Annotated in this window: 25 protein-coding genes; 16 read left to right on the top strand and 9 right to left on the bottom strand. The window is 44.6% G+C overall.

Annotated elements, in window-relative coordinates; all coding sequences use genetic code 11:
• The first annotated feature begins 9 nt into the window (after positions 1-9).
• The 5 genes from P6574_RS20840 (at position 10) to P6574_RS20860 (ending at position 4,736) form a co-directional block, all read left to right on the top strand.
• The gene (locus tag P6574_RS20840) at positions 10-609 is read left to right on the top strand and encodes a polymer-forming cytoskeletal protein (RefSeq protein ID WP_310622270.1); all 600 of its coding nucleotides are present in this window, start codon (positions 10-12) and stop codon (positions 607-609) included.
• 376 nt (positions 610-985) lie between these two features.
• The gene (locus tag P6574_RS20845; protein WP_310622271.1) at positions 986-1,393 is read left to right on the top strand and encodes a hypothetical protein; all 408 of its coding nucleotides are present in this window, start codon (positions 986-988) and stop codon (positions 1,391-1,393) included.
• The gene (locus tag P6574_RS20850) at positions 1,386-2,870 is read left to right on the top strand and encodes an extensin family protein (RefSeq protein WP_310622272.1); all 1,485 of its coding nucleotides are present in this window, start codon (positions 1,386-1,388) and stop codon (positions 2,868-2,870) included. The genes P6574_RS20845 and P6574_RS20850 overlap by 8 nt, the downstream gene beginning before the upstream one ends.
• A gap of 38 nt (positions 2,871-2,908) precedes the next feature.
• Positions 2,909-3,361: a hypothetical protein gene (locus P6574_RS20855; protein ID WP_310622273.1), complete on the top strand. Its 453-nt coding sequence runs from the start codon at positions 2,909-2,911 to the stop codon at positions 3,359-3,361.
• Between the two features lie 124 nt (positions 3,362-3,485).
• Positions 3,486-4,736, top strand: a complete 1,251-nt coding sequence (locus P6574_RS20860) for an IS256 family transposase (RefSeq protein WP_310622274.1) — start codon at positions 3,486-3,488, stop codon at positions 4,734-4,736.
• A gap of 128 nt (positions 4,737-4,864) precedes the next feature.
• On the opposite strand, the gene P6574_RS20865 is transcribed toward P6574_RS20860, so the two are convergent.
• Both P6574_RS20865 and P6574_RS20870 read right to left on the bottom strand, forming a co-directional pair.
• Complete coding sequence (locus P6574_RS20865) at positions 4,865-5,827, bottom strand: lytic transglycosylase domain-containing protein (protein WP_310622275.1); 963 nt, start codon at positions 5,825-5,827, stop codon at positions 4,865-4,867.
• Positions 5,824-6,459, bottom strand: coding sequence for a hypothetical protein (locus P6574_RS20870; RefSeq protein WP_310622276.1), 636 nt, complete (start codon positions 6,457-6,459; stop codon positions 5,824-5,826). Before P6574_RS20870 ends, P6574_RS20865 begins: the two co-directional genes overlap by 4 nt.
• A 406-nt stretch (positions 6,460-6,865) precedes the next feature.
• On the opposite strand from P6574_RS20870, the gene P6574_RS20875 reads away from it, so the two are divergent.
• Both P6574_RS20875 and P6574_RS20880 read left to right on the top strand, forming a co-directional pair.
• On the top strand, positions 6,866-7,486 hold the full coding sequence (locus P6574_RS20875) for a hypothetical protein (protein WP_310622277.1): 621 nt from the start codon (positions 6,866-6,868) through the stop codon (positions 7,484-7,486).
• A complete protein-coding gene (locus P6574_RS20880; RefSeq protein ID WP_310622278.1) occupies positions 7,483-8,517 on the top strand; it encodes a hypothetical protein in 1,035 nt (344 codons plus the stop codon). The genes P6574_RS20875 and P6574_RS20880 overlap by 4 nt, the downstream gene beginning before the upstream one ends.
• 158 nt (positions 8,518-8,675) lie before the next feature.
• On the opposite strand, the gene P6574_RS20885 is transcribed toward P6574_RS20880, so the two are convergent.
• Genes P6574_RS20885 through P6574_RS22200 form a run of 5 tightly spaced genes read right to left on the bottom strand, consistent with a single transcriptional unit; the run spans position 8,676 to position 11,443 of the window.
• The gene (locus P6574_RS20885; protein WP_310622279.1) at positions 8,676-9,575 is read right to left on the bottom strand and encodes a hypothetical protein; all 900 of its coding nucleotides are present in this window, start codon (positions 9,573-9,575) and stop codon (positions 8,676-8,678) included.
• Positions 9,576-9,586: 11 nt separating this feature from the next.
• On the bottom strand, positions 9,587-9,952 hold the full coding sequence (locus P6574_RS20890; protein ID WP_310622280.1) for a hypothetical protein: 366 nt from the start codon (positions 9,950-9,952) through the stop codon (positions 9,587-9,589).
• A complete protein-coding gene (locus P6574_RS20895; protein WP_310622281.1) occupies positions 9,945-10,457 on the bottom strand; it encodes a hypothetical protein in 513 nt (170 codons plus the stop codon). Before P6574_RS20895 ends, P6574_RS20890 begins: the two co-directional genes overlap by 8 nt.
• 30 nt (positions 10,458-10,487) lie before the next feature.
• Positions 10,488-11,228 (bottom strand): hypothetical protein, encoded by a 741-nt coding sequence (locus tag P6574_RS20900; protein ID WP_310622282.1) that lies wholly within the window; start codon positions 11,226-11,228, stop codon positions 10,488-10,490.
• The gene (locus P6574_RS22200) at positions 11,228-11,443 is read right to left on the bottom strand and encodes a TraR/DksA C4-type zinc finger protein (protein WP_405048165.1); all 216 of its coding nucleotides are present in this window, start codon (positions 11,441-11,443) and stop codon (positions 11,228-11,230) included. The genes P6574_RS20900 and P6574_RS22200 overlap by 1 nt, the downstream gene beginning before the upstream one ends.
• Before the next feature lie 189 nt (positions 11,444-11,632).
• On the opposite strand from P6574_RS22200, the gene P6574_RS20905 reads away from it, so the two are divergent.
• Complete coding sequence (locus P6574_RS20905; protein WP_310622283.1) at positions 11,633-12,202, top strand: hypothetical protein; 570 nt, start codon at positions 11,633-11,635, stop codon at positions 12,200-12,202.
• 216 nt (positions 12,203-12,418) lie between these two features.
• Here P6574_RS20905 and P6574_RS20910 read toward each other — a convergent pair whose 3' ends face one another.
• Positions 12,419-12,925, bottom strand: a complete 507-nt coding sequence (locus tag P6574_RS20910) for a hypothetical protein (RefSeq protein WP_310622284.1) — start codon at positions 12,923-12,925, stop codon at positions 12,419-12,421.
• Positions 12,926-13,644: 719 nt separating this feature from the next.
• On the opposite strand from P6574_RS20910, the gene P6574_RS20915 reads away from it, so the two are divergent.
• The 8 genes from P6574_RS20915 to P6574_RS20950 all read left to right on the top strand — a co-directional run bounded on the left by P6574_RS20915 (position 13,645) and on the right by P6574_RS20950 (position 21,571).
• Positions 13,645-14,274, top strand: a complete 630-nt coding sequence (locus P6574_RS20915) for a DotI/IcmL/TraM family protein (RefSeq protein ID WP_310622285.1) — start codon at positions 13,645-13,647, stop codon at positions 14,272-14,274.
• A complete protein-coding gene (locus P6574_RS20920) occupies positions 14,252-15,223 on the top strand; it encodes a DotH/IcmK family type IV secretion protein (protein ID WP_310622286.1) in 972 nt (323 codons plus the stop codon). The genes P6574_RS20915 and P6574_RS20920 overlap by 23 nt, the downstream gene beginning before the upstream one ends.
• Positions 15,224-15,234: 11 nt before the next feature.
• Positions 15,235-16,410, top strand: a complete 1,176-nt coding sequence (locus P6574_RS20925) for a DotG/IcmE/VirB10 family protein (RefSeq protein ID WP_310622287.1) — start codon at positions 15,235-15,237, stop codon at positions 16,408-16,410.
• A gap of 9 nt (positions 16,411-16,419) precedes the next feature.
• On the top strand, positions 16,420-17,904 hold the full coding sequence (locus P6574_RS20930) for a hypothetical protein (protein ID WP_310622288.1): 1,485 nt from the start codon (positions 16,420-16,422) through the stop codon (positions 17,902-17,904).
• A 15-nt stretch (positions 17,905-17,919) separates the two neighbouring features.
• A complete protein-coding gene (gene icmJ, locus P6574_RS20935) occupies positions 17,920-18,651 on the top strand; it encodes a type IVB secretion system protein IcmJDotN (RefSeq protein ID WP_310622289.1) in 732 nt (243 codons plus the stop codon).
• Positions 18,652-18,671: 20 nt separating this feature from the next.
• Positions 18,672-20,111 (top strand): hypothetical protein, encoded by a 1,440-nt coding sequence (locus tag P6574_RS20940; RefSeq protein WP_310622290.1) that lies wholly within the window; start codon positions 18,672-18,674, stop codon positions 20,109-20,111.
• A 253-nt stretch (positions 20,112-20,364) separates the two neighbouring features.
• On the top strand, positions 20,365-20,961 hold the full coding sequence (locus P6574_RS20945) for a MucR family transcriptional regulator (protein ID WP_310622291.1): 597 nt from the start codon (positions 20,365-20,367) through the stop codon (positions 20,959-20,961).
• Between the two features lie 88 nt (positions 20,962-21,049).
• Entirely contained in the window at positions 21,050-21,571 is a 522-nt protein-coding gene (locus P6574_RS20950; protein ID WP_310622292.1) for a hypothetical protein, read from the top strand.
• 115 nt (positions 21,572-21,686) lie between these two features.
• Here the strand turns inward: P6574_RS20950 and P6574_RS20955 are convergent, their stop codons facing one another.
• A complete protein-coding gene (locus P6574_RS20955) occupies positions 21,687-23,945 on the bottom strand; it encodes a DotA/TraY family protein (RefSeq protein ID WP_310622293.1) in 2,259 nt (752 codons plus the stop codon).
• Positions 23,946-24,025: the final 80 nt, after the last annotated feature.

Genomic DNA, 24,025 nt, shown 5'->3' on the forward strand with positions numbered 1-24,025 from the left:
TCATCAAGAATGATTTTATCTGCTGCATATAATAAGGCGCAGGATGCGTTTTCTCCTGAAACAACGGTTCAAGGGAATGCAAAAAAAGACATCATTGCGAAAAAGGTAACGATCTGTGAAAATGCAGTCTTGGTTGGAAGCATTAAAGCAGATACGGTAATCATCCATGGATCAGTGCAAGGTGATATAAAGTCCAAAATCTGTAAAATATCAAATACGGCAAGTGTAAAAGGCAATATCCAATCCGAGAAATTGACCAACCTTAACAGCTTTGAGGGCTATGCATTTGTAGACCTATATGAGGCTGGAAAAAATGCTGTTACAAAAGGCTCCCTCTATGCCTCTCGCATCCACTTATTGCAGTCTTGTAATGTTACGGCATGCTTTGAGCAACGTGGTGCAGTGGAAGCAAAGAAACTTGAGGCGTCAATCTTTGATAACTTTCTCGAAGATACGCAGGAAAACGAGACCCTAAAACCATTTCCAGTTCAAAAATCCTTGAGCCGGCAACTAAGTGATATAAAACGGAATAATATGAATGAAAGCATTCCGCTCCCTACTCCCATTGGAAATACAGATGAAATCCCAGAGTTTCTACGGATTGTATAATTCACCATGGACCAAATTTGATGCTTTCAGCCATGTGGATTGCCCGAATGTTATAAGTTCGGCTAAAATCGAAGAGGAACTGATTTATTAATCAGTTTGTCCAACACGTTCAGGAAGTCCTCATTCTCACGAGGTGGAAGTGCCTTGATTTGCCAAAATGCCAGATGTAACTCTGACGATGGGGCCGGGGTTATTTGTGTATGAATGGTAGGGTGCTCACTGGTAGGTTGACTGATACAGCCACCTAACAAATAGGACAACATGATCAAAAATATCGTTGGTTCATTTAGATTGTCCAATATTTTGCGGAACTTGTTGGCTTGCATTGACATTTTCGCCTCAAGATAAAAGAATAGGATAAACAAAGTTGGGTGTCATGAATAAATTAATTTATCCTATATTCCTATCTTTATTGACTGTGTCAGCACCATATGCGCAACCATTGTCAATTCCAATTGTATATGAACAATTTTCTCAAAACACTCCTGAAGCCCTTAAGTACTGGGGGAAATCAGCCATGGATGCAGAGGGAACTTTGGTTTCACCTAGCATCTTTGTCGGGAACGTGCCAGTCGGATCGATCCTACTTACTGTAACCATGCTCGCAGCACCCAGTGTATGTGGCCTCAATGAGTGTCCAGTACGTATTTTTAAAGATGATAAGATGTTAGCAAGCTTCAACTCTTGCGATAATGTAATGTTCCATAGCCTCAGTCAATCTGGATATTTCTTCCGCGGTTGTGATGATATTTATCCTACCGGGCTTGTAAAACATGATGATTAAGTCACCCTTTATAACTCGTATAGCCCTCTTATGTCTTGTCGTAGGTAACAGCTGTCAGTTAAGTGCCGCCAAAAGTATTGGTGAAACCGTTACAGAAAAATCGAACCAGACATGTGGTAACAACTCTGCCAGAGATATTGTTGGTGCATTAGAGTCCGGAGGGTCGGGAGGCTATCAAGCAGTGAACTCCCATGGCTACTTGGGTCGGTATCAAATTGGCGAGGCGAAACTTCAAGATTTAGGTTATACCATTCCAGATGGAAACTCTAAGGACAACAGCTTCACGTGGTCAGCAAAGGCTCGCCGTGAATTAAATGTATCAAATAATCAGGATTTTTTAAACCAACCTGATATTCAAGAGCGGGTCTATACGGAGATCAATCAGCTCAATATTGACTATCTGGATGATGCCAATCGAGCAATTGGTGATACTTTACCCTGTGGGTCTACGATCACACAAGATGCCCTTTTGGCCGGTGCTCAATTTGGTGCGCAAAAGGTTAAAAACTATGTCAATAATGGATATAAGTGCATTTATGAGGGGGGGGCTCAAGAAAATACAGTTGATGGCAATGGGGTATGTGTTGAAAAGTATATGTGCGCCGTGGCCGGATGTTCGACTATCCAAAAGGACATGAGCAAGAAAACATGTGATGTTGTTATGCCTATGCTTAGTGCCATTGATTGCTCCACCTACCCGCCCCAAGCGCAGAAATTTTGTAAGAAATATAAGCCACAACTGATGACGCGAGCACAATGCGATACAGCAGAAGAATTATCAAAAGAGGCTGAGAAAGGTCCTAATGCGGACGCGTGTGAGAATATGACGTTTGGACCAGGTACCGGAAGCTGGTCTTTTGTTCTTGCCTGCTCCTTTGCTGAGAACCTTCCTGCAGACCAAGACGGAGTGACCAATCCTCCAACATTTGTTGGGGACCCTGAATGTATATCCAAGTTGCGCGAAACGGGCGCACAGTTCTCAGAGCTAGGAAATTACACAAACGGATCCATTGGAGGTTATAGCTGCGTGATTCCAAATGCAGTCTCCATTTCGCGCTCTCCAAGTATGGAGTGGGGACGAAAATTGACCCTTATGTGTGATACAGCTTTGCAAATGGTTAACTTTGATAAGGAACTCAAATCTCTAGGCGCGAGTGAATACTATGACATATCTTCTACCCGTACATGCGGACCTAAACGGGACAAAAACGGTAATAAACCGGGTACTGTTACAGAACATGCACTTGGACGTGCAATTGATGTGGGTGGGTTTATCGTTAACGGCACAAAGTACTCCTTTGGTGAGATTGCAAACGCTAAAAATGGGGCGGGAACTGCCAAGACAGCTATTGTAAAGAAAGCCTATGATGCAGCTTGTGAGAACTTTAATCTCGTTTTGTCCCCCAACTATCCTGGGTATCAAGGCGCTTATGTCCATTTCCACTTGGAGCAAGCAGGAATGAGTGGATGCGAATAAATAGAACCTACGTGTTTGTCTGTCTGGTGTTCACATTTATGAGCAGTGCGTTTGCAGATGAAAGACATGATCATGAAAAAGCTTCAGATCTTTCTTTTTTCTTAACCGCAAACTTTAAACTGCCAGTGTGGAGGAGGTATCACCCCCTCCATCAAAGGGTGGAAACGGAGGTCGTTGTTCCGGATTTACTTGAGCATGGGAACCACAGTGAACAAAAGCCCGTGTTCGCTATGTCTCTTGTACAGCTACTAGGAGATAATACTCCCGAACTGTTTATTCTCAATCGATCAAATGGACGGTGCAATCAGGATGGTTGTTTAGTTCAAATCTACAAATTATCAGCTGGCAGCTGGTATAAAATATATGAGAACACGGCCTCAGCAATTGTTTATAGGCCAGAAAAAGGACAAGTACCAGCCAAAATCGCCTCAATAGGTGATACCCCCTCTATCCATACCTGGAGCCCATTAGCTGGGGCATTTAATAAATAAGCGCCACAATGGAAAAGAGAGAGCTATAACTGAATCTGGTGTATGGGGCTTTTGATATAGCAGCGTATCGGGTTGAATGTTTGATGCCTAAATCAAGATTTCAACCAATTGGAGATACGCTACCATGGATAAGGATAATGTTCTTGATCTTCCCCGTCAAAGAGCTGGTTTTGATGATTCACTGACACAATTGCTGCGTGAAGGAGCGAGGGAGTTGTTGCAGAAAGCTATTGAAGCCGAACTTCAGTCTGTTCTTGGCAGTTACCAAGGTGAACTTGAAGAGAGTGGTAAAGCTCGAATTGTGCGTAATGGCTACCATCCTGAGCGCGAAATCCAGACCGGGATTGGCCCCGTTTCAGTGAAGGTACCCAAGGTTCGCGCACGCTCCGGCAAAGCTGTGACATTCCATTCAGCCCTTGTACCTCCTTATGTGCGCAAGGCTAGAAGTCTGGAAGCCGCCTTACCGTGGCTTTACCTGAAAGGGATTTCAAGCGGTGAGATGGAAGAGGCCTTGAGGGTTCTGGTTGGTCCCGAGGCGAGTGGTCTTTCTGCCAATACCGTCGCCAGGCTGAAGAGAGAATGGAAGGGCGAGTATGAACACTGGCGTCAGTCTCGTCTGGATCAGGACGAGTGGGTCTATATCTGGGCGGACGGCATTTACAGCGGCCTGCGGGCAGAAGATGTTAAACTGTGCACCCTTGTTGTGATTGGTGTTAACGCGCTGGGACACAAGAAGTTTCTTGCTATCGAGGACGGTGTGCGCGAAAGCACGCAGAGCTGGCGGGAGGTGCTGTTAAAGTTGAAAGAGCGTGGCATGAACGCGCCCAAACTGGCAACCGGTGACGGGGCTATGGGGTTCTGGCTCGCCCTTGACCAAGTCTACAGCACGACCCGCCATCAACGCTGCTGGGTGCATAAGGCAAACAATATCGTGGGCTACCTGCCCAAGTCTGTGCAGGACAAGGCAAGGGTTGCCCTAAAGGATATTTGGATGGCGCCGACGAAGGCAGAGGCTGAAACGGCTTTTGATCTGTTTGTTGAACAGTTTGAGGGTAAGTATCCCAAGGCCGTAGAATGCCTTCTCAAGGACCAACACGACCTCCTCACGTTCTATGATTTTCCGCAGATGCATTGGCAGTCCATCCGCACCTCTAACCCCATTGAATCCACATTCGCTACTATAAGACACCGCACCAAACGCGCTAAGGGGTGCCTGAGCCGCGATGGTATGCTGCAGATGATGTTCAAACTCGCGCAATGCGCACAGACAAGATGGCGAAAACTACGCGGCTTTGCCGATCTTGGCAAACTCATCACAGGCATCGACTTCAAAGATGGAATTGAACAACAACAACCCGATCAGAAAGCTGCTTAAGCAAATGCTCATACACCAGAATTGACTATATCTCGAAAAGAGATTATGATCACTCAAACAGTTAGCATCGTTATAGAAAGATACCAGCAGTACCAAGCGTTACTTGTGTGTCCCTGCAGATGAGAAATTTATCTACTATTCGAAGGTGGGCTGGTGTGAACCATTTTGCTCATTCCCTTATAGATCACATAAGCTGCCAAGACCTTTTGAACATAACCTCTGGTCTCTTTGAAGGGGATAGATTCACACCATATAATCGCTGCTGTTAAACTCACTCTTGGGTCCCCAAAACGGGTTATCCAATCATCAACATTTGTCCGTCCAGCGTTATAAGCAGCAATGGCGAGCATCATATTGCCATTGTAGTATGTGAGAAGGTCTCCAAGGTATTTTGATCCAATCGCCACGTTGTAATCCCCGTTCCCGGCCAATAGATCCATACGCAATCTAGAACCTACGGAGTTTACAATATCACGCGCAGTTGCTGGCATAACTTGCATTAGTCCAAGTGCACCTGCCGGTGATACTGCAGTAACGTTAAATCGTGACTCTTGCCAAATTACAGCCAGCAAGAGAGATAAAGGCACTCGCTTATCCTTCCACAAATAACTCGCATATGGAAATTTTGACGTAATATCTGAATGGAAACGCTTTTCATGACTATAGCTTCCAAACTGCCGAGCAAGCGCAGAATAGTATTCGTGGCCAGCTAAGCTTGCCTTATACATATCTGTCTCGGCTAGACTTGGATTTCCAGTTTGACGTTTTACAAACCCTCGCCAAAAGTATCCTTTTGCTATTGTGTCTGCATTTTTCTCACCATCAATAGAACTGATCATATTCGTAAAATGTACAAGAGCCCTTTGATTCCAACCGTTTATATATGAGAGAAACCCTTGATAAAATTCATGATCAATCCCGGCAGCCTTTTCAGTAGATGTAAATAGACTAAGGCTTATATATGCCTCCTGAGCTCTACCCTGCTCACTTAACTCCATCGCACGCTCACGAACTTTAAGCCATGACTCATCAGCCCTTGAAGGATAAGAGGCAATCAATAGGATATGTAGTGCAAGGATAATATGCTTCACAAGGTTGCAAATACTGTGTGATTCAGACTAAATACCTCTTCTTCAATAACAAGATGCGAAAGAGATAGTATGTCCATAGCTGATACGTCTCCCTGTATGAACATACCGTTACTCTCAGCAACTACGTCTGCTATGTTTGACAGTAATACTTTAACATCACCAGTATGTGTCTGATAATTGCTAAGTCTTGTTTTGATAAATTCTTCGATCAAAGAGTATAAATACAATTTATTTTCGTCTGCTTCTTGATGGTATGCAGAGAACGTTATTGCCTCGACAGTAAATAAAAATACCTCTCTGTAGAGAGCCCCAAGACCATATGGACGATAATCTGAATATTTGTAGAGCGCATGGGCAATACTGCGCGCACATAACTTTGTGACCTGTGAATGGTCGACTTTCTTGGACTTAAGGTCATTCCCAACTGCCAACACTATGGTTTCACGACCATTATCCAATATACCAAGATCTTCCCACTCTTCATCTTGGTAAGTTTCAAAGACTTCACTGTATGGAGATGCAACAGATACTAGTGAAATACCAAGTATGTTTGTATCAATAATCATATCATTCAGGGCAGCGTTTACTAACCTAAGATCCTTACTTAAGCTTTGTTTTTGTGTCTCTAACATCAGACATTAACCTATTCGTAGTTACAATTGTACCCATATCAATCAGAAAGCGAGTTTGTGGCTTCTAGCTCATTTTTTAGCCACAAAAAAGATTTATTTAAAAATTTACCTTAAAGGCCAAGCCCCCTACCACTTTCGTTTAAAAGAAAGTTACCTAGAATATTTGCAAGTTTCATTATAAACTTTTACGTGTTTTTTTATTTTTTTTTACACAGTTAGAAAAATGAGACTTGGATACGTGTTCATACCTATCTACTGAGTTCACTAACAATATATCATGATGCGATGTGGCAATAACATGACTATCCTATTCAGGTTATCTTTCTATCCTATTCAGAATAAAACTTGCTTTATCAAAAATATTATTAGGAGTATGCTGTGAAGAAATGAGATAAAGGTACCCTAAATGATCAATGCACGGCATGGAAGCCAACGATGGAAATCACCACCAGAAGTTAAGCGCCCGAAGGGGGGGAGAGCTGAAGCGGGACCGGGTATATACCTTACAAATTTACTTGAGCGCGCCATGACATACGCTACAGGCAGCGGTGCATGCATGCATTTAGGTATCTCACCCAACCTTGTTCTGACCAAAGACGTTCACATTGAACCGCAGGATGCGCTTTCTTTTCTGCGTAAGACCAGAGGTATAAAAGAGCGGTCTCACTTGGAAGATGACATTCGCTATGAAATAGGTGGAAGTAGAGAGAACCGACAATCAATAAGCCTTGAACAAATTATAAACCTATTTGTTAACTCTGATAACTGCATTGGAGAAAAGGCCCTTTCTTTGAATAGTTTTATTCTAGAAAAGGGTGCTCATGCTTCCCTACAATGGATTTCAGGTAAAGAGGATTGGCTGGTTGTCCATGACCCAGAGATTATTACGTCACACGAACGGGTTCTTTCAAAAGATTTAGATCTGTATCAAGCACAATTGCCTTGCTTTCGAGATCAGATTACCCAGTACACGAAAACGTACGATGGAAATGAAGGACAACGAAGGACATGTAGGCCAGTCCCATGAATATTACACGTAGGTCCATCACAATTGGCGCCATCTCATCAATGCCTTTGATGGCACCCTCTAGCACTATTGCCCAAACACTGCTACAGCCCAACTTAACTGGCAAAGACAAGGCATACATTCGATATGCAACACATGGTAACTTTGCAGTTCCGCTAAACCCGTTACGTTACAAAAGCACATTAGGAGGTCAGTATATTATTTTTTGCCCACTCCCTGATACAGGGGCGGCTACCAACATAATAGTATTTTCCCACTCATTACTTTCGGATCCTCTGGCATATAAGGACTTGTTATGGCATTGGGCGTCCCATGGGTTCACTGTTATTGCCCCTATTCATGATGACTCTCTCTTGAGCAGAGGCGTTACGCTCCGGGAAAGATCCCACTTATCTGTGCCAGATTGGAAACTTAAGCAGCTCTTGACCGATCAATCATCATGGTATGACCGTACCCGCGCTTGCTCGGACATTCTAAATATGATTAGCGAGTTTGAAAAAGTAACAAACTGCGAAATTAAGACGGATAGGCCAATAATTGCCGGGCATGGATTTGGCGCCTTTATATCTCAACTCATCGCGGGGGCTAAAACCAGCAATATGCCTGATGACACGACCAGGTATTACAATCCAAACTTCCGGGTTAAGCTCTTTCTCTCACCGTTTGGAAACGGCATGTTAAACTTGGATGAGACTTCTTGGCATCCAGTTGAGGGACCAACTCTTTCTGTTGTACCTGAAGAGAGCGACAATGTCTTCAAGACTGATGTCAACAGCCGCACTCAATTGTTTAAAATGGCAAGTAACAGCTACCATCATTTGGCAGTTCTAAAGGGCAAGTCTTCATCGAGGTATATCCAACAATTGACTGAACTTAACTCCAATGAAAACCAAATGATTGTTGGGACGAAAGCATTAACAGCTGCCTTTATTCGAGCCTATGGAGCTTATGACGCAGATAGTTTTTCACATATGCGGTTTAATTTTTTCCAAAATCAGTCACTTGGAAAAATTATTGAAAGAAGACGCTGATGCCCCCCCCCTCTTTTGTTCCCCACAAGGCGTGCTCGTAATCGGTCACGTTGGTACATCATTTCAATTTTAAAGCGTATTTTCATGCTCATAAAGTATCTATTCAAAGCCTTACTTCCCAATTCAAACTGTCGGAATACGTCATACCCATTTTATATTCAGCGCTGCATTCTTTGGGTTAAGTCCAATAAGGCGTCAACACTGGCAGTTGGTTCCCCAAAATAGCTTTGGTACTGATGTGGTTCAACTGTTTTAACATTGCCCTCCACCTTCTTAAGCCATAACCATAAATTACTATCTTTAATCATCCCTTTTGCGACAGTCGCCGGCCGGCCAGGCCCGCCTGCGTCCGCGACACAATCGCTACCTTCCGGAAGTCGATCGTCACGTTTCATTGTCTCCAGCTTCATATTTTTTGAATGGATAACCGATGTTCTGCATGAACGTGACAACTCACGATGAACTTCCCCCTTCCAGCGGTCCAAATACATACGTTCTATGTAATCAGCCGCAGTTTGCGCGCTCTCATAACCAGATGCATAAGCCATCTTTCTCCACTCAGAACGATACTTGCCGCCAATAGTAAATGTTGCCTCTCCTGAAATCAGGCCATGCGCTAATGTGGCAAATGTGGAAGCAAAAGCCTTCTCAGGCTCACTAACACCTTCATCAAGACAATGGGCTGCGTGATATAGCAATAACCATGCTTGCACATCGTGTAAGGGAGCGCGCAAGTTCATTGGGAGGGAACTGTTGCCCATCTGATTGGCAACATATTCCCCGTTGATTTGATCAGAGGGAGGCGCAATAACACAGGCACGTTTTCCTGATGTATAGTCCATGGTCCACGCAACTCCCATAGGTTCACTGTGTCCCTTTAAGAACTGAACATCCGCTATATTACAAAACTCATTTGTTTTTGAACACAAACCATTAGAAGCCTGTTGCCAAAAGTCTAAAGTATCATGTGTACGTGTGGTCACAACAATATCAATATTCTTTGTTTGCTCCATTCCGGTTATTAATTGGAGTGCAAGAAGAATGACCTCAAAACTCATATTATTTGACCTTAATTAAATTTGATATATGGATAAAAAAGCAGCCCAATTAACAAAAACATATATGAGACAAGAACCACGATCTTTATAAAGTCACGCTCGGCAAACCGTGTGGCCGGTTGCTTACACAAACATGCCTCAATTGCGTTTATGGCCTTCAATTCTGTTTCAATTGGAAGATAAATGCTTTTGCGTGTCCAGACCTGCTTCGGGAAAATAGGAAGATCATGCAAATGGTCTTTCATTTGCCCCTCTTCACTCTCCTTATATAAACAGGACCGTCCTAGCCCCTTTCTTTCATAGTATACACCCCAAATACGAAATCCAAATGTCTGTTCCATATGTTCAGGACAAGCTATATATGCAAAGTCAGCCATGTTGATCCGTTCTTGCGACTTCTAGACCTACATAAAGTGCCAGCGATGCAATTGATGTCTCAATCAGCCACGAAAATAACCCTTCGGTATCAAAACTCGTTTTTATATATTGTAGAGCACTCGTTCCGATCTCTTCCATTTGCAGCTCTCTTTTGCAGTGTTGCCACAATACATCCGTTAGCAATGAAGCTGATGAGCCCACCAGTATGGGTGAGAACCTGGACATAGTGTGGATCCTTTTGATCCGTTCATCCATTTGCCGTGGCCATAGGCCAAGGATTTTGAGTATCAATCGGCTCTCACCACCGTCCCGAATGGCGCGGATACTTATATCCTTCAAGTGTTCATGAGTGAAAAGAAGGGACAACTTATTCTCACTTAAATGCTGGTTGGTAATGGCTGAGACAATAGAATAAGGACAAGCTAATTGTATTTTCCGTGTTATTTTATTTGCCAAGACTTCAAAGGAGCCAGTCTCACAATTCTTGAATTTCACATAACTCACCAAGCATCCCCTCCTACTTGGCCGTTCAAATTATGGGACATAATTGAGCTGTCCACCAGTTTGCTTAAATGACTGAAATCGAGGCTTTCCAAAAACCAGCTCCAATAGACTTTTTGGTACCTTTTGTACTTCAAGGTTTCGATCTCTAATAAATACATTATCGCACCCCAATAGGGTCAAGAGAGCAATGATTAGTACTGTTTCACGTGAGCCTTCCTCTACAATTATTCGTGCTTGATTTTCACTTTTCGTGGCCACAATGGCATCTTGAAAGCCCCTGGGAACCGAGAAGTTTAAAGATGCCAAAATACGATCAAAGCTCTCCTCAGCAACATTGGAATAAAACTCGCGTGCATTATAGGCTGCACCGCTCAAATATGCAGTATCAAGACTTCCCAGAACCATACTATGCCCCAAGACCTCACCCAGCTTCCAAACGGGGAACATCATTGTCCTCTCGCCGTTCTGAGGAGTGTTAAAAATCAAACAACCACTTATTCCGGAGGGTCCATTGGGAGCATGACGCGGAGCAAGTCCCCATTCAAGCCATAGAACCTGATCTCCTTTGGGTACACTTATTTTATCTAAGTTGCATTCAATTATTCTGGGATTATGGGTGATGATCTGCCAAACTCTTTCGCAGTGCTCAAACCCAATATGTATCTTATCTGCGCGCTGCATCAAATACTGCAGCTGAATAAACTCTTCAAATCCGCCTCCTTCCCTCAATCGGGTGGCGAGTTGATCGAAAAGCGGAAATGTATAAGGCATTATCTATATAGCCTCTTTTGCCTTTCTTTGTCTCGTTCACATTCCATACATCTGATTGCATTTGGTGCAGCCCTGCGGCGATCAAGACCAATTGGTTCTTCGCAGTCCCGGCAATGTTTATGAGAACTATGCGTTCTTAGCTGGGTTTGAATAGACCGAATTTCGTTGTTGCGAATATTCTCAACATATGACTGCGCAAAATCTACATTATCCATACTAGATCCATATTTAGATTAAAACAGGTCATATCACGCTATGAGCTTATCCATATTAAGTCAAGAAGCTATGATAATTATAGGATGGCAGGAAATAAATTCCTATGGGAATAAAAATAGGTTGAAGCTTGCAGTCATAGCTTTCAGTGTCATATTACATTTCGAACTCTTATAGCGGGCATATAGTTAATGGATCCTATTCAAAAAGCTCTTGGGCGGAGTACTAAAGGTGCTGCAAAACGATCATATCTTCAGGATTTAAACGAGATCTTGACAACTTATTATGGTTTGGATTACGGAGCCATCTCTCAACAAGCTCTGTTAATGGGTGAGGACGAACTTCGAAATGCAAGGGATTCCAAAATAAAACCCAGTATTTTTGCAGGTGAGTTAGCTGAACGGTTGGCATTGATGAGTGTCTCTCATTCTCAAAAATACGCTCCAACCTATAATAAGCTTAAACTTGCTGCAGTCTATTATGCCCGTCACGAGAATAAATGGAATCTGGGATTAAAAGCAACGCCCATCCGTCAAGAATTGAACGGGGTAAGTGTTCTGAAGCCACACGTAACTAATAAACAGATTGGATTTGCAGTTCACCACTATCCTGGTGCTCAACTGCAATATGGGATTAAAATTTCCACACCTGAGGGCAATAATAACAAACCTGATACTTACTTTGGCCCTGACATTGATCAGGCAATTGCGTCCATGGAACTTGCATTAAAACCGTCCTCCCGGCCCTCTCATAAGTTGTGACTACTCCTTGCCCCGAAAGAAGAGGAGTTTCGGAAAATTTGGTTAACCGTTGATATCTGGTTGGCGCACACCAAAGGGGCATGTTGTAAGATGCATACACAGGATATCGTGGATTTCATAGTACACTTGAGTCAAGCCTTACGTGCCCATTTTCTCATTCTGCACCAAATGGGCACGTACAACCTGTAACCACGTATGATAGGAAAGCAGCCCCACTCAACCTTCGCGGAGCATAAGGGTATCTATTAATTTCACAGCCTCACGCCTTCCCCCAGCACCTTCGGTCCATGCCCCGCCGTGTTCTTTGACCCAAAGTGCCACAGATAACCATCCATTTCCGTCCCTAAGAACAAGAGCAATGGATGGAGCCATGAATTTAGCGGTTAGATATTCAAGTGACGCAGGTTCCAATTCCAGAAGGGATTGAAGATCAAGCAACCTGTGGTCTTCAGCATCAGGCTTGAAACTAATAAGGTTGACCCCCCCAATAGTCCGTAATGGTGCAGCCCAATCCTCTATGAAATAATCTACCTCAAGGTTTCGTTGAATACTATCGCCTATTTGTGATAATTCTATAGGAACAACCAAAACCCACCTCGGCGGCGGTAACACCTTCCCTCTTGCACGCTCTGGCCACAAGGGCATTGCCTGAGAAACACTAATCACTAAAAAATATGATATATAAAAGCCAAGACATATAGATCCAATAAGATGTCTTTGCATCTGAACCCCTTAGTGAGACAGTGAGAAACTGTAATCAGCCGTACTTTGACTTCGGCAAACAGTACACATCCGATTGTGCTTTCCTTCTGAAACAAAACGAGTTTCACAACACAAGCAGGACCGATACCTTTTCTCCTGCGTGGATGGAGTAGTCACCCCACTCAGGAAATCTTCTGGAAGGGTAATGAGCTTAAAGATATCCTCAGTACTCTCTCTCAGAATATATTGGCAAACACTGTCGATAGACCGCCCAAGCTCGGCTGCGACAAGATCGACTCTGACCTTACCGCTCCTATTCGTGTGCCGGCTAATTGACCCGTCCAAGACAACAAGTTCCTCATCTTTAAATAAAATTCTTGAATTCACCGTCGTGGATCGCCTCGGTAAACTCAGCCGAGAGGCCTGCGACTGTATGGATAAAATGGATCGCTCCAGATAATAGGATATCACAAACAGACTGCCTACTTGTGACCATAGACTTATAAGCAAAGCCACTTCATCCTCACGCCATCTCTTTACCTTTCGAGAGTTCATGCAACTCAACCTACATACTTGTTGACACTTATCACTTCTTTAGACAGAAAGGATCATTCAGTAACAATTTATCCTAGCCACATATATCATTTATCACTATGATGTAATAATTAAATACGAATAAGGATAAAATTTAATAGGATATTATGTCTAACGCAAAGAAGCCCCATAAAGCAAACTCTGGGATGCAATCCCAACTGGATAAGGTTATTGGTGCAAAGGTCGCGATCCATGCTACATCCAGAGAAAGCTACCAGACTTTCATGCGGATTATCTTCGGGCTGATTTGCATTATTGCACTTTTGTCATTCTTTATCATATACTTGGCCATGCGCCCGGTAGAGGAGCGCAATTATGCTGTAGACCCTCAAGGCAGAATTCTCCCCTTACAAGCTCTTTCAGAGCCAATCCAGTCGGACAATTATGTCATCAACTGGGCGTCAACATCCCTACAGGCTGCCTACACTATGTCGTGGGCGAGTATGGAAGAATTCAATGCTAGAAATAGGCATAATTTTACCGATGCAGGTTGGCATGGTTTTGAAAAAGCGATCACTCAATCAGGCTTTCTAGAAAACATGACCAATAATCAGGTCATCACCAGTGCTGTGGCAAACGGTGTGCCTATCATCAACGCTCGTGGAGTAACTTCTAGTGGCCAATATGGTTGGTTGGTTGAAGTTCCTCTGATGCTTCAAATGCGCAGTGCGTCTAAAGTCGTGAACAAGTCATTGCTTGCCCAGATTACGATTGTCCGCCGTCCTGTAACAGAAAATCCAAGAGGGCTTGGGATTGCTCAAATTACAACTCAATAGATCTCAAATGGCGCAAGCTGGCACGCTAGCTCTGTCCATAAGCCTTATCGCGACAGCCTTCCAAGGGCAGGCTGTCGCTCAGGATCTTATTATTCCTGAGACTTATGATTACCAGTTGGACGACCAAGATAATGCCAACTTAAATGTTGGAATGGAAAAGAAAAACTACAATCCTACAGATGAAATGCTTCGCGAGGCTCTTAGTAATATCGTTCCAATCACTCCTGAACAAATCCTTGATGCCCGGCGACACAATCAGATCGTAGAAGACGCCCGCTCTAAGCCTCTGGATCCAATACAGCAAAACTCGCGATCTTTACCAATCAGCTTGAAATCTGGAGAAGCTTCACCGGTTATAAACGTCTCGCCTGGATGGATTTCAACGATAACATTCTCTGATGTAACCGGTCAGCCATGGCCAATTTTGTCAGTGATCAACGGCAATCCGGACGTATATAATATCCAAACAACAGGAAAGCCTGGTGAAAGTAATATCCTAACGATTAGTGCCGGATCCGCCAGCATTCCGACAAATGTTGCGATCACCCCAGTTGGAGCAAATGTTCCTATAATGGTCACCCTGCAACCATCGCGATCCCGTGTGGATTACAGAGTTGACGCACTTATCGACCAACGCGGACCTAACGCAAAGGTCAACTATTCCTCGGTAAGCTCACTTACAAATGAAACTGACGACAGTACCATGTTGTCCTTCTTGGACGGGGTTCCCCCGGCTAAGGCCAAGTCTTTAAAGACCACAGATAAGCAGGTTGAGAGTTGGTCCTTTAATGATCGCCTATATGTGCGGACCAATAAGACTTTGCTCTCCCCAGCATATATGGCCACACAATCCAATGCCAGTGGCATTCATATTTACGTCTTAGAAAGCACTCCGGTCCTGCTAATTGGAGACAGGGGTCGCATATCTAAAGTTAGCATAAAAGGGTAGTGCTTTTCAAAATGAAGGCGTTCATAAAAAATATTAAAACCAGTATAGGTGGATCCAAAAAAACGCTACTAATCGCACTAGGGATCTTTCTTGTGGTGATGGCGGTACTGTTTCTTTTTGACAGTGAACCAACGGTAAATCCATCTACGGTCACGACCCTGCGGGACATGCGTGGAACTGTTCAAGGGGCAAACCCCCTTGCTCCTGAATATCGTAAGCAGGTTGAAAAAGCAGATCAAAAACGCATAGAAGATGCGCTTGCGACAGGGGGCACTGCTTTACCAACAATCATTGCTGGAGATACCCATGAAGCTGTGCTTCCACTAGATATAGAAGAAGAGGTGCCTCCGCTGGTCCTGGAAGAGCCAGAGGAGGAGACGGAGGTCAAAAATGCTGCCCAACCCGACTTCATATTCGAACCGGACCCTCAGCAGCATTTTGCATCACCGGTACAGAAAGTCTCAAACCCTGAGGATATTGGACGTATTGAAGAGTACCTTCGGACCCTTACCACCAACGCTCCCGTTGCAAGTGTTGAGACTGTTTATTCGGGAACTTACTATCAAGACCTAGAACAAGCCAGTGCCGAAGACACAGAGCCGTCCTCACCACGAAAGGACGAGGATGAACCGCAGGTTTCCATGCCACTTGCTGGGACTGTCCTATATGGCCAACTGATTAGCCGGGCAAACTCTGATACTCCAGGCCCCGTACTCGCAACTATTTTACAAGGCCCTCTCGCTGGATCACGTTTGATCGGCTCTTTTACCTTGCGCCAGAACACCTTGGTGATCGATTTCCAAACCGTTGCTGTTAAACAGTATCAAGGTCGGGAGATAAATAAAACTTTCCCTGTCAACGCTGTAGCAGTAGATACAAAGTATATAGGTACGGGATTGGCAACCAAAGTAAACCGGCACCTTGCGCAGAAGATTGGATTTACGTTCCTATCAGGACTTGCCCAAGGTATTGGATCTGCTATTTCGCAAAACGGCAGTACGACAACTGTTCGTTCAGATGGCTCAGTCACAACCTCTACAAGCGACCTCAATACGACTGAGAGCTTACTTTCCGCGTCAGGTCAGGCAGTTTCCCAAACAGGGCAATTATTGATGTCAGAATACGGTTCCCGGCCAACAACGGTCATTGTCGAAGCAGGAACTCAACTAGGCGTACTTTTCTATTAGGAGATTCCAATGGCCGGTAAATTCAATGAAGATAGTCACGGAGCTGACTTTGACTCAAGTGACTTCACAACAAACGATTTTGAAACAGATCACCTATCTGACACGTTCGGGCAAGATAAAGAGCACCCCGAGGAAGCTTCTTTGCCGGATTTTGTAGCAGAAACACAGTTCGCTGAGTTTGATCCGCAAAGCAACGAGGAAGATAGTACGAGTTTTTCCAGTTCGTTTAACAGTTTGGCTGTTGAGGATGATGATAACACTCAATTCCCGAATGCGTTAGATGCTTTTAGCAATGATGGGGGGGATGACACCCTCTCTGATTGGCAAGGAGATGTCGAAAACTCACATGATCCTTATGGGGACGTCCCCAACCCATTCATGGACGAAAGTTCTGAAAAAGACGTGCCCCCAGAGGAGGGGTTTGGCGAGGCTCCCCCCACCAAAGGGGACGAGGACGATGGGAGTGACTTTTTTGGAGGAGATCCAGATCCATCAGACGCCCTAGCGAAACTGGATAATCTGGAGAAGGACACCTCAACCTCTTTTACAGAAAGTCAGGCCGATGATGAAGAGGACCTAAATGGTGTTGAGGATGAAGATCTTAATGAGACTGATGCACCACAGGAAAACACCTCTGACCAGGGTGGAAAAAAGAAACTCATACTCTATGCATTGGCAGGTGGGCTTGCTTGCGCTGCTGGTATGGGGGCTTTTTTGTATCTGGGTATGGGAAATCAAAGAGTTTCTACTCCCCAACCTGTAGCCACCGCGCAACAAAATGATTTCCCCGCAGGCTTGCCACCCATGGAGAGCGATCAAACACCGCAAACTCAACCTGTGGTAATTCCTGGTGCAACAAGTGACTTTGACTTAGATGATCAAGCCTATTCAAGCACAAGTCAGCCCCAACCAGACTTTTTTAATAAAAAACAGGCATTTACACCTTCGCAAAATACAATTTCGCCAGTGCCTGCCCAAAATCTCCAACTTCCTGATGATATTGTACGCTTAGAAGATGGAGAGAAGGAAAAGCTTAACAAGCTGCTAGAGCTTGATGAAAGGGCATTGACGAACCAAATAGATCAGCTGGAAAGTACAATTGTCTCACTGACACAAAAAATTGAACGGCTAGAAAAAGGTCAGAAGTCGTTTGAGAAGAAAATCTTCTCATCACAGCAAGTGGTACGATCCCCAAATAGCCATAGTGAGCAAAAGAGGGATGCTACTGAAAAGCCACCCCAAAAGAGAAATAGCACCGGCATCCGTCTGTCATCGCGGCCTTTGAACGAAAAACCACCAGCTTTGAAGCCCCCAATCGTTCCAGATGCTCATCTTCGCTCTGTATCTGGAAGCACTGCAACAGTTCTAATTGACGGTAACTATATGGACCTTACTGTTGGAGATAGGATCCCTGGGGCCGGGAAAGTTAATGCAATCCGCAAATATCGTTCTCAATGGTATCTCATTACTGATGGCGGACTTGTGACACCATAAGAAGGTAATGAAAAGATGGCAGGTCAAAAACAACAACTCATCTTAAGTGTGAAATGTAAGAACTGGAGAATGAACAGCCAAGATTCACATAAAGCTGATACCGAGTTCAAAACAATGCGTACCAAAGCACTTAAGAGAGATAAGCAGACCTGCCAGTTTTGCGGATTTAAAGACAAACAATGGCAAGAAGTCCATCATCTAAACGATGACCACAGTGATAATCGTCTCTCTAATTTGATAACGATATGTGCGTTTTGTCATAATTGTCACCACATAGGTTATGCCGGAGTACAAAAGGAGGCCGTTCTTATTTGGGCTCCTGAAGTAACCCAACAAGAACTTCATCATATTGTCCGTTCATGTCTGGTGGCCAAGGCTTGGGCAGACAAGTGCCTTGCAAAACCTGGGATCTTACAAAAGGTTCGTTTAAATGCACTGAAAAACAATGACAGTTGTCAAGCTCTATTGAGTGCGCTGCGTGCAAGAACCCGTGATGCAGAGAAATGGATTTTGACAAGCGATCCCACTGTTTTGGCTAATATGCTCCTTACTTTACCACATAAAGACTATCAGCGCAGACATGAGTTCTTATCGGGCATTCGCCTTCTTCCACTTGGTTATAGAGCACATGAGGGTGGAAATCTTTATGAGCAACGGGCAAAGAAATGGATCGAACAAGGAGGCGTTTATTCAAACCTGAAACCTGAAACCTGGTCGTCATTGGCTGATGGTTTTTTAAACTCTTAATCTTTGGGGAATATCAGTTCATGCGGCCCGACACCATGTTGGATAAGCGCTTCGGCGTGGTTTTTTTTGATGATGTCGATGACCCGAATTCAGGATGGGCCTGCCTTGGAGGTGGGCCTGATACAAAACCCAAGCGCATAAGCGGTCCCGAAGATCTGTCCACCAGTGCTATCTGGTGGTGTAATGTGGATCTGAAGAGCGGCGACAATCGACTGGAATTCTGGCGCCTATCGCAATTACGCCCCAATTATTATCTTCCAATAAAACTGGCACGCCTTCTGGCCGAATGGAGCATCGACATGCAAACAGCTCCACCTAGTGCCGTGACCCAGTTTGCAGCAGTTCTATTTACTCGGATAATGACGCTATCCTATCGTTTGATACAAAATATAGACCCCGACAGGAAAGCATCAGACATCTTCGTTGGTATGAGGCTTGCCGAAGATTACGTGCAAATCATGCCAACGCCTTTATACCCAAAAGACGAAGCTGCCTCAATTATGCAAGCAGGCAAGGCGTTTGAACACTTTACCGCAACATCAATCCCACCCCGAAAGAGCTCGCGCCTCTACACAGTTATAAAACCTCGCATTCCATACGCTTTGGAAATGTTGCGTACCCCAATCCCTCATTTTGACAAACCCTTCGAATTTGTCAGTCGGCGCAAACTGCAAAAATTTGGGCCAAACATTATATCGCATCTACAAAGTCTGAATAAACCAGCAATGGCCGAAATCTCTGTTGAGCGTATTGATGGGGAGCTGGCCAAGATTTTTGGATTTGCCGCCTCGACCAGCCGCGCCAAAAGATCCCAGCGCTCATGGGTGACAACACCAGAGTTCTCCAGCCTGGCCCGGCACGCTGAAATAGAGGTCAACAGTGCGTGGATTGGGGAAAGCTATACCACATACATGGACCACCTCCCTCACCCCATAAAAGCCTTCCTCACCTCTCCTGCAAGTGGGGTCTCGTGGTCTGCTGGTATAGTTGCTGAAACTATATGGCGCGCAACTGGCCTGGCTGATAGCACTGGTTTTGGTATGGGCTCCCCCATCAGTGAAAACGCAAAAACATCATGGCAAGGCGCATGGATCCGCGGTGCAGACAAAATTAGCATGTTTGAGACAGCGTGGAAGCTGACCCAACAAGAGCATTCAGTCATCAGCTATGGTTCAGGATGGCTGCACGCTTCAGTATTTGATGAGGAAAAAACGGAATTTCAAAGAGATGCTCTGTCTGTCGGCATGTACCCCTCCATGTTGTCTGTTGAGCCGAAAGAGTTCTCTATGGATGAGAAAATCCAATGGGGCGGCGCGCCCAATGCGTACCTTTTGGTGGCCATACACATGGCCTGTAAAAACAAAATTTTGGACCAGCTGGATATGGCACCACTCCAACCTAGGAAGACGCAGGAGGAATATGTTCGAAACCTGTTTTCATCCCTTGGGGCACTAAAGTAATGTGGTTACTCCTCGCCCGAATGGGCGAGGCTTTCGCCCTGTTGGATAGATACAAGGATTTCCAAGTGGGCTGGACAGTTTCAACGTTCTTGGGAACGCAATATTTAATACCCCCCTGTATTTTTATGAGTTGCAAAATTGGCAATTTCCAAGCAATGACAGCACTCAAGCTTCTTATTGATTTCTTTTCTCATTTTTTTTATCTATTTGTGATCTATTGTGAGAAAGTCGGTCCACGGAGAACAGCACAAATATGGGGTCTAATATTCGCAACCTTGATGCGGCAACAGTAGAAATTCTGGTCAACGGAACAGCCAGACTTGTCTCTGCCAGCTTAGCCAAAAGTGATATTGAGAACCAGCATGTGCCCTCAATCATTGAAGATGTCTTTAGTGAGCTCGTCTATACTGCCCAATCCTTACAGGAGCCGCGACCAGTCTTTGAAATGGAAGTACTTCAGGAGATCACACCTCCCTCCCCTCACAGACAGCTTCCTGCCCCTCAAAAACACACCGCCAAAAGTGTTCCCGTTCCGCAACTAGATTTCAGTTTTGACGACCAATCTGAGGTCGTTGAGCCCTCCCCAGCCCCAGCCCCAGAAAAAACACTCCACAAGCCTGTATTCTCTGGCGTAACCCTATATTTTGATGGGATCATTTGTCTGGAAGACAACAAAAAGGTTTTAAACCTAAGGGAACACCTCAAATCCCATCATAATATGAGACCACAAGAATATCGAGACAAATGGAAGCTACCTGAAACATATCCGATGATCGCCCCTTCCAAACTCATGAAACAGGCTGCAACTCACCGTGTGGATCCGGCCACATCAAAACTAATCCCACTGTAGCCATAGATTTTCCTTTTTAAACTCAGCTTATAAGGATAAATTACAGATAGAATAATCTTATATTTATCCTGAATTGAGGAGACTTCATATGGAAAATGAAGAGAAGGTAAATAACAAAACATCAGCACTTGGCCAAATAACCGGGTTTTCTGTGATTGGTTCTACGGTCAAGTCTAGCATAAATTATCCAAGGGCGGCGTATACCCGTACTAAACAAACTATTGATCTTCTTAGAAGCCCATCAAGGAAAACAAGAACACCAGATTTGGATGACAGTCTGGATGAGCATGACAAATTCCAGCTGGCGCAGTCCTTTTACCGAACCTCAGAACGCAACATTGAAGCGGCTGTAAAAAATACTTTCAGATCCTTTTATCTCTATCTAATAATGATGGGACTACAATCAGTCTATGTCATTTGGAAAATTTATGGATCTTCCATTTCCTCCTTGATGGTTTTTGTGCAGCTCTCTGTGTTTATTATGCTTTCAGCATTGGCGTTCAGGTGCAGTTACACAAACTATATTTTCAGGACAAGGTCTCTTCCAACCATCGTATCTTATTTAAAATCAGGACGGCTTTTACCAAGCAAGCAACAGGCAAATTTATAACTCTTAATATCCACTTGCACATCTCAATCATAATGCCCGCAATATGCGGGCATTATGATTTTTGGTTTGTGGCAGAGGTATTCTTTAGAGTTAAACTACCTTTGCTGAAGCACTTCTATTTTTGTATCGGCCCCTGGGAGACCTCCGTACTTTTTGATTTGGAAGGGGTCGTTGGGCCATCCAAGTCATTTTTGCCACCATTTCCCTTACCCTTACCTTTTCCGTCAGGTTTTGGTCCCGCGGGTTTCATATTCGACATAATTGCGTTTGCACCACCAGCTGTTGCACCCGTAACGGCCGCTACAGCTGCATGGCTTTCATGCTGGTCTTGATAACCGGCGGAGTTAATACCCATCCAGGCTCCAACGCGATCCGCAATAGTGGGAATCATCGAGTATAGACGAAGAGTAAAATGCCACTGGAGAAACATAATAATCACAGTTTCGGCAATGAACGTCCAAATCCACGATAAAACATCAATATTGGCTGGATGTTCCATTGGATTAAGACTATCGCGATCAACTGAAACCAAATCCCATACGGCGCCCCAACTGACATTCAGCGTATTAATCATAACGGGAAGGAGAGCCATACACCCGATAAAGGCCAGCATCCCGATGGCCGGGCGTAGTAGAAGATTAAATAGGAGCCCAACACCTGCGGACTGTTGCTGGTCCACAAGATCCTGGCCATCCATACGTATGAACACAAACGCCCATAAGACAACCGCAATTGCTGCTTCCAAGAAAGCCACGGCCCAGCCAAAACCCATGATTAGTACCATGACGAATGGGATAAGCGGAAGAATGTAGGTGTGTAACATGCCAGCAATAAGGGCAACGAGTACCCCATAGCTGAGCCACCCAAGTAAGTTACCAACAAACTTTTCAATAAATGCAGCACCACCTACCCCAATCGCAGGGACTAACCATGAAGATGCAGTTCCAACACGTGCCGCGAAAGTTGCTCCCTCCATTGTAGCCATACCAATGATCGCAACGTCTGCGCCCAGTAAGAGCATTCTGCCACGCCAAATCATATCACCAACAGGATCATTGGACCATTCACTCCAATCTAAACCTGGCGACCCCATTATTCTCGGGCTGGTCGTGCTGATGATATCTTCAAAAGCACCCTCGATCTTCCCCATCGCATATTTTTGCGAGGAAGCCTTATTGTTAATCGGTTCAGTGGGAGTTTCCTCCCCCCCCTGTCCTGTCTCGGAAGGATCACTAGCTGGCGTGCTACTGGCAGTTGACATGTTAGAAACATTTTTGAAAGTGGTCACAAGCCATGAGTAACCGGCAACTGACGGGCCTAATAAAGTTTCACTGGGAGAACTATAATCCGGCAATTCATTAATCACTGTGGTCGTAGTGGCCGCGATTTTGGATAGGATGCGCTCGTACGCTCCAGCCATCATAAAGCCGCCCTTATCCACTAGGGTAAATAACTGGCTTGATTGTTGCTCGGTTAGAGACCCTTGATAAATTACTTTGGCCTTTTTCCTAAGACCATTGTTCCAAACTTCAATTCTCTTATTTCGAAAATCATGAAAGTCGCCGGGAACATAACCGTTCTCACGAAGTGTACCCGCAAGAGCAACAGACGCCTCGTTAAAGTTATTTTCCTTCGGCAGAAGCGCGATCACTGTCTCCCAATTGAATCTATCAAGGTATTTTGCGATATTGTCTGCCATTTTTAAGGTTAGGCCCGACCGGGCTACGGCAGTCAATTTATGGGCAGAACCATCGGAGGTAAACGTATTGAGTTGCAGTTCGCCGCAAACTCCATAGTTAAAATATTCAACCCCATCGCGAATATATTGACGCCGGCTTCTAGGGGGATAGGTGATCGTACGCAAGAATGTATTATATTGGCGCTGCTCGTTAAAATATCTTAAACACATCTCACTGTCGAACAGGGCATCAAAGACACGCTCACCTTGCGTACTTTTTACAACCACACTTATGGGGTTGGATTTGTATTTTTCCATATAGGCTTTAATGGGGGCATTGCCCAACTGGATGGCCGCCCGGCCAATCACATCCCGCAATAAATAGTGTCCTGCTGAAAACCCGTCTGACAAGGGAATGAGTAGGCCGAACCCTAAGATGACACGGATCGGAGCATAGAGCTGATGATATTTATCGCCCAAGACCCTCCCACTTGAAGCGGTGCTGACAACCCCCGAGATGATATGCCACCCCATCAATAATGCGCCAAAAAAGGTAACTACCCCGCTGACGGTCCCAAAAGCATCACCTATTGGGCTTTCTCCCAACGGGAAGAGAGCTTCCACCCACCGCCAGGCAAGGTCTGTGTCTTTAGGCTCAGCCAGAAGATCTGAAATCGTGCTTGCCACTGTACTCATGCAGAATCATCCAAATATGATATTTATATATTATCCTTAGTATATTGACGTCTCATCCTGTACGCAAACGCAAAGTCTTA

Source organism: Pseudovibrio sp. M1P-2-3, assembly GCF_031501865.1.
Taxonomy (GTDB): Bacteria; Pseudomonadota; Alphaproteobacteria; order Rhizobiales; family Stappiaceae; genus Pseudovibrio; species Pseudovibrio corallicola.

Coding starts and splice junctions, on each gene's coding strand:
- P6574_RS20840 (WP_310622270.1), top strand. CDS start 10: ATGATTTTATCTGCTGCATATAATAAGGCGCAGGATGCGTTTTCTCCT.
- P6574_RS20845 (WP_310622271.1), top strand. CDS start 986: ATGAATAAATTAATTTATCCTATATTCCTATCTTTATTGACTGTGTCA.
- P6574_RS20850 (WP_310622272.1), top strand. CDS start 1,386: ATGATTAAGTCACCCTTTATAACTCGTATAGCCCTCTTATGTCTTGTC.
- P6574_RS20855 (WP_310622273.1), top strand. CDS start 2,909: ATGAGCAGTGCGTTTGCAGATGAAAGACATGATCATGAAAAAGCTTCA.
- P6574_RS20860 (WP_310622274.1), top strand. CDS start 3,486: ATGGATAAGGATAATGTTCTTGATCTTCCCCGTCAAAGAGCTGGTTTT.
- P6574_RS20870 (WP_310622276.1), bottom strand. CDS start 6,459: ATGTTAGAGACACAAAAACAAAGCTTAAGTAAGGATCTTAGGTTAGTA.
- P6574_RS20875 (WP_310622277.1), top strand. CDS start 6,866: ATGATCAATGCACGGCATGGAAGCCAACGATGGAAATCACCACCAGAA.
- P6574_RS20880 (WP_310622278.1), top strand. CDS start 7,483: ATGAATATTACACGTAGGTCCATCACAATTGGCGCCATCTCATCAATG.
- P6574_RS20885 (WP_310622279.1), bottom strand. CDS start 9,575: ATGAGTTTTGAGGTCATTCTTCTTGCACTCCAATTAATAACCGGAATG.
- P6574_RS20890 (WP_310622280.1), bottom strand. CDS start 9,952: ATGGCTGACTTTGCATATATAGCTTGTCCTGAACATATGGAACAGACA.
- P6574_RS20900 (WP_310622282.1), bottom strand. CDS start 11,228: ATGCCTTATACATTTCCGCTTTTCGATCAACTCGCCACCCGATTGAGG.
- P6574_RS22200 (WP_405048165.1), bottom strand. CDS start 11,443: ATGGATAATGTAGATTTTGCGCAGTCATATGTTGAGAATATTCGCAAC.
- P6574_RS20905 (WP_310622283.1), top strand. CDS start 11,633: ATGGATCCTATTCAAAAAGCTCTTGGGCGGAGTACTAAAGGTGCTGCA.
- P6574_RS20910 (WP_310622284.1), bottom strand. CDS start 12,925: ATGCAAAGACATCTTATTGGATCTATATGTCTTGGCTTTTATATATCA.
- P6574_RS20915 (WP_310622285.1), top strand. CDS start 13,645: ATGCAATCCCAACTGGATAAGGTTATTGGTGCAAAGGTCGCGATCCAT.
- P6574_RS20925 (WP_310622287.1), top strand. CDS start 15,235: ATGAAGGCGTTCATAAAAAATATTAAAACCAGTATAGGTGGATCCAAA.
- P6574_RS20930 (WP_310622288.1), top strand. CDS start 16,420: ATGGCCGGTAAATTCAATGAAGATAGTCACGGAGCTGACTTTGACTCA.
- icmJ (WP_310622289.1), top strand. CDS start 17,920: ATGGCAGGTCAAAAACAACAACTCATCTTAAGTGTGAAATGTAAGAAC.
- P6574_RS20940 (WP_310622290.1), top strand. CDS start 18,672: ATGCGGCCCGACACCATGTTGGATAAGCGCTTCGGCGTGGTTTTTTTT.
- P6574_RS20945 (WP_310622291.1), top strand. CDS start 20,365: ATGGGGTCTAATATTCGCAACCTTGATGCGGCAACAGTAGAAATTCTG.
- P6574_RS20950 (WP_310622292.1), top strand. CDS start 21,050: ATGGAAAATGAAGAGAAGGTAAATAACAAAACATCAGCACTTGGCCAA.
- P6574_RS20955 (WP_310622293.1), bottom strand. CDS start 23,945: ATGAGTACAGTGGCAAGCACGATTTCAGATCTTCTGGCTGAGCCTAAA.